The following is a 10,065-nucleotide window of genomic DNA, read 5'->3' as shown; positions in this document are numbered from 1 at the left end:
ATAGTCGTGGAGCCGTAGTAGATATGGTTCCTATTTTTTTATGAATAATTCAAGACTTTATTTTCTTTTACTATAATTGACCAACTACTAAACTACTACTCTACTCAAATATATTAAAAAGACCACCTAAAATCTTTAGGAATATTCCCCCTTAAGATTTTAAGTAGTCTTTCTTATAATACTTTTATTTTATTTTTTCTCATCTTTAAGTAAATCTCTGATTTCTTGAAGTAATAAAATATCATCAGGTGTTTTAGCTGGTGCTGCATCTTTCTTTTTGTAAAGTTTTGATGCTGCTTTAACACATAAAAATACTGTTATTGCAATAATCAAGAAGTTGATAACATTTTGTATAAAGTTACCTATGTTTAAAGTTACTGCAGGATGTGTTCCTACTGCATGTTTTAATACTATTTTATACGCTTGAAAGTTTACTCCTCCAATTAGCATTCCAACTAGTGGCATTATAATATCATTTACTAATGATTTAACAATTGTACTGAAGGCTCCCCCAATAACTACACCTATTGCAAGGTCTATAACGTTACCTTTAAGGGCAAATGCTTTAAATTCTGCTATAAATTTTTTCATTATTTTCTCCTTTGTTGATTCCTTATTTTCTCATTTGCAAAATACACTGTTACTATTATGTGTATTTTTTTTAATACTTATGAAATTTTATCATATTTTTTGCTAAATTTAAAGATAATTTATGTTTTTTTACCAAATTCCACTTTAAAAGTCCTTTTTCTCTAAAAATCATTCAGTTTTATGAGAAAAATAAAGAGAATCCCTCTAAGAGATTCTCTTTATATTAATCTGATTAAAATTTCTATTAAAATTAGTTGATTTCTCTTAAAATTTCTAATATCATACTTGGGTCTGGTGATAATTTAAATCTTGATATTTCTGTTGCTATATCAAGTGCTGTATCAACTACATTTTTTCTAACTTCAAATTCTATTTTCTCACCTTTATGGTCAAATATTATCTTATTACTCTTTTTATCAAAGCTTAAAGTTATACCATCTCTATAAACTATAAATGGCATTAAACTTCCTGTTGCCTTATAAAGATTTATAACTGGATACTCTCTCTTAAGTTCTAAACTATATAAAAGTTCCTCTGCTGATTTATAAGCAAGATTTACATTACCTCCATCAAACTCATAATCAAGATGATGTATATCACCTGTTTCCATTACCATTAAAAGTATATCTCTTATTCTTTTATCTGTTTCATCTCTATTTACAACATCTATTAAATCAAATTTATCGCCTCTTCTAAGACCATCTATTATAACTTGAAATTTACCTGCTCTTTCTTCTTGTAACATAAAAATATGCTCCTTTCCTTATGTAACTGTTCAAATCTTGGTAATACCTAAATATTCACAAGTTTTATTGTAACATACGCATATTATATTTTGAACTTATAAAGTTAAAATTCTATATTTGTTTGTCTTCTTATTTTTTCTAATATTTCAATAACCTCTAATGAATTATCTAAAGGATTTAAAATCGAATCAAGTTTACCATCGTTTATATTTCTTATAAAATCATCTATTTCATAAAACATATTATTATCTAAACTCTCTTTATATAATTCTTCAATCTTTCCATCCTTATATATAATTTTAACATCCTCAAACAATATATTATTTGCTACTATTACTCCATTTTCACCTTGCACTTCTACCCCTAAGCTAGAATTTGATATTTTTGAATAACTTACCATACCATCAAATTCTCCATAATCAAAAATAGCACTTCCTTTTCCATCAGCGCCTGTTTTTAGCATATAACTATTTGCAAGTATTGAACTTGGTATTCCAAATAAATTCACCATAGGCGCTATTGTGTAAACTCCTATATCCATAAGAGCACCTGCTCCCATCTCTTTTTTAAATATATTCTCAACAATTCCTTTTTTATAAGCATCATATCTAGATGAATACTGACAAAATGATGCAAAGTATCTTCTAACCTCACCTATTTTATATAAATTCCTTTTAAACTCTATAAAACCTTTAGAAGTTGTACTTCTCATTGCCTCTGTAAGTAAAACATTATTCTCTCTTGCTACTTTTATCATATTTTTAGCCTCTTGTGTACTTATAGCAAAAGCTTTTTCACATAGAACATGTTTCTTCCCTTTCATGCAAACTATACTTTGTCTATAGTGAAAAGTATTAGGTGATGCTATATATACAGCATCAAACTCATTTGAAGTAGTAAATTTTTCTATATCATCAAAAAATAACTTTGCATTATATTTCTCACCAAAACTTTTAGCCTTCTCTATATCTCTTGAATATACAGCTATAAGTTCAAATTTATTATGTGTACTTCCTGCTTGTAAAAATTGTTCTGTAATTTTACTTGTCCCTATTATTCCAAATCTAACTTTTTTCATAAATTTACTCCTTTATATAAAATAAGGTCACCTAAGAATAGTTAACTATCTTAAATAACCCTTATATTTTTAAATTAATGTATTCCCAATTTCAACATTCTCTTTATACTGAAAACTTTTAGTATCTAAAATTGATGCTCTATCAATAATAATATCTTCACATAACTTATTAGTATATTCAGTATTTATACCAAACTCTAGCATGCATAACTCTTCTCCTGTATATTTAAGCACTTCATACTCATCTATTATTTGTAATAATAAAAATCTTAAATCTTCTGATGATACATAATCATTTCTTTTAATAGTCTTATCCTTATCAATAGTAACACTTGCTATTATATCACCTTTAACTTTTAAAATATGTCTGATATCCAATATTTCATCAGCTACCTTTTCTACTTTAAACTCTGTGTATCTTTCTTCTATATTAGGTTTTTTTCTTCCAAATAGCATTCCTAAACATCTCCTCATTTGTAAATAAATATATTTTTTTATCTTAAATTAACTTTATCAAAAAAAACTTAATTTTTCTAGTTTTTTTATAAAAATAATTATTTTTCATACTTAAAAATATTTTATTTAAAAGTAAAAAAAGAACTATAAATCTTTTGATCAATAGTTCTTAATATTTTTAGTAAGTAGGCTTTTCACTCCCTTTTATTGTTACATTATAGCTAACACCCGCTACACCATTAGAGTATTTAATATATTTTCCTGTATGTTCATTTGTAGAACTACTATAGTTCAATAAATATTCTCCTGTTTTTTTACCATTATAAGTCTCTGTATATGCTGCTGAATACTCTCCTTGATAAGAATAATTTTCATCTTGCGCTATTTTAAATGCATTAGTATCACCATTATAGTACTCTTCAAAATTACCATTATTAGTATTTATCCATGTTATTTGTGTACCTGCAACTTCTCCACCATAAAAAGGATAATTATCCATTAATCCATGAAGTTGAAACTCATGTCTTGCCTCTATATTATTTGAGTAGAATGTTGCATTAATAGTCTTGTTACTTCCCGCATGAGCATATGTTGCAGGAATAGTCCCTGATGCACCATTTATAATATATGTTCCTGTATGTACGCCATTATAAAATTCATATATAGCATACTTCTCATCACCAACAGAACTTATTTTCACATTAAATTTTTCACTTGGTTTATTTAAATAATATTCAGTTCCACAAAGCTGATTATTTACTATAGTTGAACCTATATTAACAACAAGTCTTGCACCATTAGAAACTTCCCCATAAAGGAAACTTGTTGCCTGAATTAAATCATCAAACTTTCCATTTCCAAGATTCATTTTAAATGTACTTTGAGTAGTATTAGTATTTATATTATTGTTTGAACTTTGTGTATTATCATTATTATTGCTTGTTGTATTATTTTGAGTACTAGAGTCATTATTTGAACTCTGCCCATTACTTGATGTATTATTCCCTATACTATTTGAGTTCTGTGAATTCATATTATCTAAAGCATTGCTATTATTACTTGATGCTGAATTACTAAATAATGCAGCAACAACACCTATTCCACTAGCAACTATTATTGCAATAATTCCACCTATAATTAATTTCTTCATTTATAATCTCCTTATCTTTAGTTATTTTCTATTTTTACTAATTCCTTTTATTATAAAGAAAAAATGGTAATTTTTATTAACAAATCAGTATCATACATATAGTATCTCCCTTATTTTCCTTTTTTAGGATTTATATGATAAAAAAAGAACCAAAGATTTCTCTTTAGTTCTTTTTTTATACTTAACCTTGTTGGCTATTATTTGATTGATTTTGAGTTTGTCCATTATTTTGTTGTTGAGTTTGTTGGCTATTATTATTATCTTGGTTATTGTTTTGTTCTGTATTCTGATTACTTGTATTTGCTGTATTAGAAGATTGATTCCCCTCTGATACTGCTTTTTCTCCACCTTCAAAGAATGATGTAATCCAGTTCCATATCTTATCAAGCATACCTTCTGCTTTTTCTATTGCAACATGGTTGTTTTTTATCTCATCTTGAAGTTTAGCAGATATATTAGAGAAGTTTTTCTCTCCATTTGCTATTGAACTTTGTATATTCTTTAAAGTTCCCTCAACCTTATCATAATTTAAGTTAAGACCTTTAATTTGCTCCATAAGATTTGTAAGTTGTGCCTCTTGATTTTGGTTTAATCCACCACCATTATTATTCACAACATTATTTACAATATTTTGAACTTCTATTTTACTATTAGGGTTATCTTTAATTACTATTGACTTAGCCTGATTTACTATTGTTTCAGCTTTCTTTTGCCCAACAGTTTTAGCTATACTTGCAGTTGTATTAATCTCATTATTAGCAACTTTTTTATTTTTCTCTGGAACAACTGTCCCTGTTGCTTGTTGGAAAGCTTGTAAAACTCCAGCTAAAGCTGCTTGTCCTGTAACTGGCATAGGTGCATCAGCATCTATACTAGCATTATTTATTCCAACAGTAGTCAACGCACTCGCAAGCATATCTCCTGTAACCTCTGTTAGATTATTTGTAGTAACCTGTATCCCAGAACCTTCTGGTAATATAGTTATCTTTGCAGAACTATATGAACCTGTATTTGGAATATCATTTAAATTTCCTGTAAATCCAAGTTCTTTTGCAATTTCTCTATTTGTTGTTTGTAAAAAAGTTATATTTGAATCATTTGTATTTACATTAAATTGCTTTAATAACTCTTGTCTTTGCTGCCATGTATTATTAGCACCTACAGTTACAATAATTTTTCCAACTGCTGGCTGTGCAAGTAATATATTATTTTTTATTTTATTATTTCCAGTAGCTAAGGCACTAGCCCCACCAGCCACTAAACTTCCTATTAATATTATCGAAATTAATTTTTTTTTCATATGTATCTCCTTAATTTATCCTAAGTTTCATTTAAATCATAGTCTTGATTTTATTTGCATTAATATTACCAAGCTATGTCTATATTATACCAAGTGATTTTTTTAAAGCAACTTGACAAACTTTATAACTGATATTAGTGTAATTCAAGTCTGTGTGAATTTCTTCTCAAAAAGATTACACAAAATTTAACAATAGAAACAAAAAAAACTATCTTAGAATGAGCAGAGTCTAATTTTAAAAATTATTTCCTGTAATTATTTAAAAGTTCTACTTTATATACTTTGTTAAATTCTTTTAATACATTAAGTTTTATTGCTACTTTTCTATACAAACTTTTTTCACTATACGCATATTTTGAAGTTTCATTTATATTTTCTCTATTCTTTATAATCTCTTTAAATAACTCTATACATTCTAAAATTATATATCTATGTTCACTTACTATTACCACTTTTAAAGTCTCACCTAAACTCTTTTCAAAAGTACTAATTCTTACTACCGTACTACTCTCTACACCATCTAAAATAAACTCATCAATAAAACTATCTACTTTTTTTAAAGCATCAAGTTTACGCTCAAAATTTTTAATTTTTCGATTTTTTTCTTTACCTTTCCTAGATACCTTTTCTACCCGACTAGAACTTGTATTAACCATCACTTTAATCACCTCACTAAAATATACTTTTTTAACTTAATTTGAGAGAATTCTCCCACCTCTACAGGTGGTGAGATGAATCGACGTAGCTTTAAAGCTGAACGCCAATAATTCCCATGTATTAATAATCTAAACTTGGTTATAATATAAGTAATGTATTGTTCTATCAAAACTGAATATATGGAGTTGCTACAAGAAACTTAGGTTTGTAGCGTAAAATATTCAACCATTCGCACTTATATAGCAGGAGCAAAAACCACGCCATGATAGCTATATGACTTAGACAATCGACAATCCCAAAATGTGGGGTGACTTCTGCCAAGAAGACATAAACTGGTATCAATTAGTGATTAATCACAAACCGTCGGTGCGACGGGATTAGCTTGGATAAACTTGTAACATTAGTTATATTGACCAAGAAGCTCCCACTTCAAGCTTTAGCTAAGTGGAGAGTAGTTCACTTATGTTAATATGTGTTGTTTAATTTAAAATCATCTTTTTATTAAGAATAAATTATGATAATTCTCTCCCCCTAAACTTTTTTTGAAATTTGTAGTATAATTATAACTACTACTTGCTAATAATATAACGTGGAAGAAAAGCAAAAGGAGGGGGCTAATGAATTTTAAAGCTGTAAAAAGAATAAAATCATACATGAAGGAAAATAAACTTAAATTATCTGAATTTTCAAAAACACTTGGGATTTCCTCATCTTACTTAAGTAGAATCCTTAACTTCAAAAGAGGTATTACAGATAATTTTATTGAAAAACTTGTTGATGCTACAAGTCTAGATTTTGAATACTGGACTGGACACCAAAAAGAACTTAACTTTGATGAAATAGATAGATATATAAGAGTTCACCAAAGTGAGCTTGAAAAAATAGATACTAAAGATATGCCTCTAGCTATTAAAGAATTACTTGATGTAATTGCTAGCAGACAGGCTAATAAAAAAATTGCTTAGAATTTATCTTCTAGGCTATTTTTTTACCCTAAAATCTTATTCACTAAAACAAAAAAATCCCCCTTATTAAAATATACTTAATTAATACTTCAACAAGAGGGTGCATTATTCCTTTAATTATTATAATATTTATGATTTTATTATCTATTTTTTATCACTCAAAATTTCTGTATATACATTAATTCTCCTATCTACTTGTAATAATTTTCTTTACCAAAAACCACTGACTCAACACTACCATTCTCACAAGTAATTCCTATAGAAAGTTTAACACTTGTATAATAGTCACCATCTATTTCTGTCTCTTTATCTAACAATTTTATAATTTTATAAGCTTCTTCTGAGGTATTAGGTAGAATTCTTTCTTCGTATACTTTTATATTAGTCCCACTAAAAATTTCTATAGCCTCAACCTTATCATTATCATCATAATAAACATGACAAAAGCTAAAGTCATCTGTTGTATTTTTACTAAATTCGCTTTTTTTAAACGCTTTAAAATCCCCAAGTATATTTCTTAAATCTAATCTTAACATACCAAATTTAATACTATCTACACCTATTAGTGGTTTAGCTATCATAATCCCCATACTTCCTCCTTATTGAATTCCCACAGCTAGCTGTTTCTCTATGATCTTCCTTATCTTAATACACGCTCACTTATTTAATAATATTTTGATCATTCTATTTAGTTCTAATGTATTATTCTTCAACTTTATTTCTAAATCTCTTTCTAAGTCTTTATTTCTAGTTTTACTATTCTTCATTTTTTCTAAATTTCTATATTGTAAAAGTAACTCGGCTTCTAACTTATCTATTGGCAACTTTACTTTTTTAGTATCACTAGTAATAGTGTCAATAGTTTCCCTTTTATCTATTTTAAGTTGATACTCTTCTTGTAATTTATCCTTAGTTATATTAATATAACCTAATCCACATTCTCTTGAAAGTACTACATTATCCCCTCTAGAGTACATAAGAATATACTCTACACCCGTAGTTTTGTTTATTACTATTTTACTCATTTTATCATATCCTTAAAAATACTTTTCTTTATCTACTTAAATTAAAATTCCCTGACTTTCATCTAACCAATTTATCACTTAAAACCAAACTTATATAGCATCATACTTCTTATTATAAAATTTAATTGTCACTTAAATAAATTCAATATACTAGTCCTCAAATTCTAAAATACTATTTTGCTTAATTCTATTTTATTATGTAACTATTATCTTAGCAAGTTTTTATCTATTCTATCTATTTTATTCCTCTTATAATTACCTTTCTAAACACTTATTAATGACTAAATATTTCCCTTTAATTTTTCTCATATACTAAAAGCATAAAAAACTATAAAACTATAAATAATATTATTAGTTATTAATATTTTCCACATAACTAGATAGTAAACTTAAATTAGTTATTTTTACGTTATAAAAGCTAAAGCTTAATAATTTTAAAGTTTACGAACTATTAAGCTTAATATTTTTATAAGAGGTGTTATTATGAAAAAGATAGAATTAAGTAACGGTAGAGTACTTAGTTATAAAAGAGAAGGAAATTTGCTTGGAGAAACTATTGTTTTTGTTCATTCATTTTTATGGGACAAAAATATGTGGGATTCCCAAATCGAAGTTTTAAAGGAAGAGTATGACTGTATTAGCATAGACTTATACGGACATGGTGAGTCAGGACTTTTAAATAGTGAGATGTCCCTTAGAGATTTAGCACAAGACATACTAGATTTTGTTGATGATCTTGGAATTTTATATTTCCACTATGTTGGATTATCTATTGGTGGAATGCTTGCTCCATACATAAATGATATGTGCTCACAAATTGAAACTTTCACTATTTGCGATAGCTACTCTGGAATTGAACCATCAGAGCAAAAGAAAGAATATATAAATATAATTGATACTATTGAAAAACAAGGTACTATCTCAAATGAGCTGGTAAAGCTTATTGCACCAATGTTCTTTAGTAGTAAAAATCCTGATATAACTTTAATATCTAAACTAGAAAATCATTTAGCTTCAATTCCAAAAGAAAATATCCCTACTATTTGTAATATTGGTAGAGCTATTTTCAACAGAGAATCAAGCCTTGATTTACTTAAGAATTTCAAAGTTAAAACTTCATTTATAGTAGGTGAACTTGACTCTTCTAGACCAAAAGAAGAATCTGAGCAAATGCTTAAACTAACTCCAAACTCTCACCTTTATGTACTAGAGCATGCTGGTCATATCTCTAACATAGAAAATAAAACTGAAGTAAATAAAATTTTTGCAAGATTATTTGATGTTGATGAATCTTCAGAAAAAAAACTTCATTTCTTCTTCTAAACAATCAAAATACCCATACTTGAGTAAGAACCGAAAATCAGATATGGGTATTTTTAAAATCTACTGTAATTTTCTTTTTTCAATCTGCTCCCAAATCATTATAAGCACAATTCCTATAAAGTAACATAGAATATCCTTAAAATCAAAAACAGAACCTACAAGTATAGACATAGATTTATTATCTTCAAGACCTAAAATTTCAAGTATATTTATATACTGCATTAGCTCTGTAAAAACCGCAAATATAAATATGTATATTGGTAGAAATTTTATTTGTTTCTTTGTAAAACTTCTTATAAAGAAATATATTACGATAACAACTAGCAAATCTCCTATATATGGTCTTATAAAATTATCTCTTATAAAAAGTGCTATAAAAACTTCTATAAGTAACGTTATTATAAATAAAATACTATATTTAATATTCAATAAACCCCAACCTTCCCCTAGTTTTATTCCTTATTATACACCTTTATCATAATAAGAATTTTAAATTAATTACTATATTTCTTAAAATTTAACCTGCTTCAATAACTTCACCATCTGGCTTTACTTGCCAAGCACCTATATTTTCATCACTTTTATTATCTTTTCTATCCACAGCAATTAAATAACCAAATCCATTATTATCTCCGTTATTACCAATAGGTCTATAATTATATTCATCTGCTTTTGCTCCAAATGCCCTCTTTAATGTGGCTAAAGCATTAGTATATGTATATCCATCCCCTTTAACTTTCTCATTAGAACTGTTTTTCTTTTCTTCATATTTAT

13 protein-coding genes are annotated in these 10,065 nt (G+C 27.2%); 2 read left to right on the top strand and 11 right to left on the bottom strand.

Annotation, left to right across the window (positions count from 1 at the left end; genetic code table 11):
• Positions 1-189 precede the first annotated feature (189 nt).
• The 7 genes from mscL to Q0V24_RS16425 form a co-directional block, all read right to left on the bottom strand.
• On the bottom strand, positions 190-591 hold the full coding sequence (mscL, locus tag Q0V24_RS16455; protein ID WP_297523169.1) for a large-conductance mechanosensitive channel protein MscL: 402 nt from the start codon (positions 589-591) through the stop codon (positions 190-192).
• Between the two features lie 250 nt (positions 592-841).
• Positions 842-1,336 carry a hypothetical protein gene (locus tag Q0V24_RS16450; RefSeq protein ID WP_297523167.1) on the bottom strand — a complete coding sequence of 165 codons (495 nt, stop codon included), beginning with the start codon at positions 1,334-1,336 and terminating at the stop codon, positions 842-844.
• 104 nt (positions 1,337-1,440) lie between these two features.
• Positions 1,441-2,415 carry a Gfo/Idh/MocA family oxidoreductase gene (locus Q0V24_RS16445; protein ID WP_297523165.1) on the bottom strand — a complete coding sequence of 325 codons (975 nt, stop codon included), beginning with the start codon at positions 2,413-2,415 and terminating at the stop codon, positions 1,441-1,443.
• 69 nt (positions 2,416-2,484) lie between these two features.
• Entirely contained in the window at positions 2,485-2,871 is a 387-nt protein-coding gene (locus Q0V24_RS16440) for a hypothetical protein (protein WP_297523163.1), read from the bottom strand.
• Positions 2,872-3,049: 178 nt separating this feature from the next.
• The gene (locus Q0V24_RS16435) at positions 3,050-4,021 is read right to left on the bottom strand and encodes a hypothetical protein (RefSeq protein ID WP_297523161.1); all 972 of its coding nucleotides are present in this window, start codon (positions 4,019-4,021) and stop codon (positions 3,050-3,052) included.
• Positions 4,022-4,202: 181 nt separating this feature from the next.
• A complete protein-coding gene (locus Q0V24_RS16430) occupies positions 4,203-5,321 on the bottom strand; it encodes a DUF1002 domain-containing protein (protein ID WP_297523160.1) in 1,119 nt (372 codons plus the stop codon).
• Between the two features lie 242 nt (positions 5,322-5,563).
• A complete protein-coding gene (locus tag Q0V24_RS16425; RefSeq protein ID WP_297523158.1) occupies positions 5,564-5,977 on the bottom strand; it encodes a hypothetical protein in 414 nt (137 codons plus the stop codon).
• Between the two features lie 618 nt (positions 5,978-6,595).
• Here Q0V24_RS16425 and Q0V24_RS16420 point away from each other — a divergent pair.
• On the top strand, positions 6,596-6,943 hold the full coding sequence (locus tag Q0V24_RS16420; RefSeq protein WP_297523156.1) for a helix-turn-helix transcriptional regulator: 348 nt from the start codon (positions 6,596-6,598) through the stop codon (positions 6,941-6,943).
• A 191-nt stretch (positions 6,944-7,134) separates the two neighbouring features.
• On the opposite strand, the gene Q0V24_RS16415 is transcribed toward Q0V24_RS16420, so the two are convergent.
• Complete coding sequence (locus Q0V24_RS16415) at positions 7,135-7,533, bottom strand: hypothetical protein (protein ID WP_297523155.1); 399 nt, start codon at positions 7,531-7,533, stop codon at positions 7,135-7,137.
• A gap of 66 nt (positions 7,534-7,599) precedes the next feature.
• Positions 7,600-7,968 (bottom strand): hypothetical protein, encoded by a 369-nt coding sequence (locus Q0V24_RS16410; protein WP_297523153.1) that lies wholly within the window; start codon positions 7,966-7,968, stop codon positions 7,600-7,602.
• A 483-nt stretch (positions 7,969-8,451) separates the two neighbouring features.
• On the opposite strand from Q0V24_RS16410, the gene Q0V24_RS16405 reads away from it, so the two are divergent.
• On the top strand, positions 8,452-9,291 hold the full coding sequence (locus tag Q0V24_RS16405) for an alpha/beta hydrolase (RefSeq protein WP_297523151.1): 840 nt from the start codon (positions 8,452-8,454) through the stop codon (positions 9,289-9,291).
• Between the two features lie 60 nt (positions 9,292-9,351).
• Here Q0V24_RS16405 and Q0V24_RS16400 read toward each other — a convergent pair whose 3' ends face one another.
• Together Q0V24_RS16400 and Q0V24_RS16395 are read right to left on the bottom strand one after the other, a co-directional pair.
• Positions 9,352-9,720, bottom strand: a complete 369-nt coding sequence (locus Q0V24_RS16400; protein ID WP_297523150.1) for a DUF2809 domain-containing protein — start codon at positions 9,718-9,720, stop codon at positions 9,352-9,354.
• An 88-nt stretch (positions 9,721-9,808) separates the two neighbouring features.
• Positions 9,809-10,065: hypothetical protein (locus Q0V24_RS16395; RefSeq protein WP_297523148.1), on the bottom strand; the 257-nt coding region annotated here is incomplete at its 5' end.

The organism is uncultured Clostridium sp. (assembly GCF_947039605.1).
Classification (GTDB): Bacteria; Bacillota; Clostridia; order Clostridiales; family Clostridiaceae; genus Sarcina.
This window is presented reverse-complemented; position numbering and strand designations above follow the sequence as displayed.

Bases quoted from the DNA above. Each gene is read 5' to 3' on its own strand.
- Q0V24_RS16410 (WP_297523153.1), bottom strand. From the start codon at position 7,968: ATGAGTAAAATAGTAATAAACAAAACTACGGGTGTAGAGTATATTCTT.
- Q0V24_RS16450 (WP_297523167.1), bottom strand. From the start codon at position 1,336: ATGTTACAAGAAGAAAGAGCAGGTAAATTTCAAGTTATAATAGATGGT.
- mscL (WP_297523169.1), bottom strand. From the start codon at position 591: ATGAAAAAATTTATAGCAGAATTTAAAGCATTTGCCCTTAAAGGTAAC.
- Q0V24_RS16425 (WP_297523158.1), bottom strand. From the start codon at position 5,977: ATGGTTAATACAAGTTCTAGTCGGGTAGAAAAGGTATCTAGGAAAGGT.
- Q0V24_RS16405 (WP_297523151.1), top strand. From the start codon at position 8,452: ATGAAAAAGATAGAATTAAGTAACGGTAGAGTACTTAGTTATAAAAGA.
- Q0V24_RS16445 (WP_297523165.1), bottom strand. From the start codon at position 2,415: ATGAAAAAAGTTAGATTTGGAATAATAGGGACAAGTAAAATTACAGAA.
- Q0V24_RS16415 (WP_297523155.1), bottom strand. From the start codon at position 7,533: ATGGGGATTATGATAGCTAAACCACTAATAGGTGTAGATAGTATTAAA.
- Q0V24_RS16430 (WP_297523160.1), bottom strand. From the start codon at position 5,321: ATGAAAAAAAAATTAATTTCGATAATATTAATAGGAAGTTTAGTGGCT.
- Q0V24_RS16435 (WP_297523161.1), bottom strand. From the start codon at position 4,021: ATGAAGAAATTAATTATAGGTGGAATTATTGCAATAATAGTTGCTAGT.
- Q0V24_RS16440 (WP_297523163.1), bottom strand. From the start codon at position 2,871: ATGCTATTTGGAAGAAAAAAACCTAATATAGAAGAAAGATACACAGAG.
- Q0V24_RS16420 (WP_297523156.1), top strand. From the start codon at position 6,596: ATGAATTTTAAAGCTGTAAAAAGAATAAAATCATACATGAAGGAAAAT.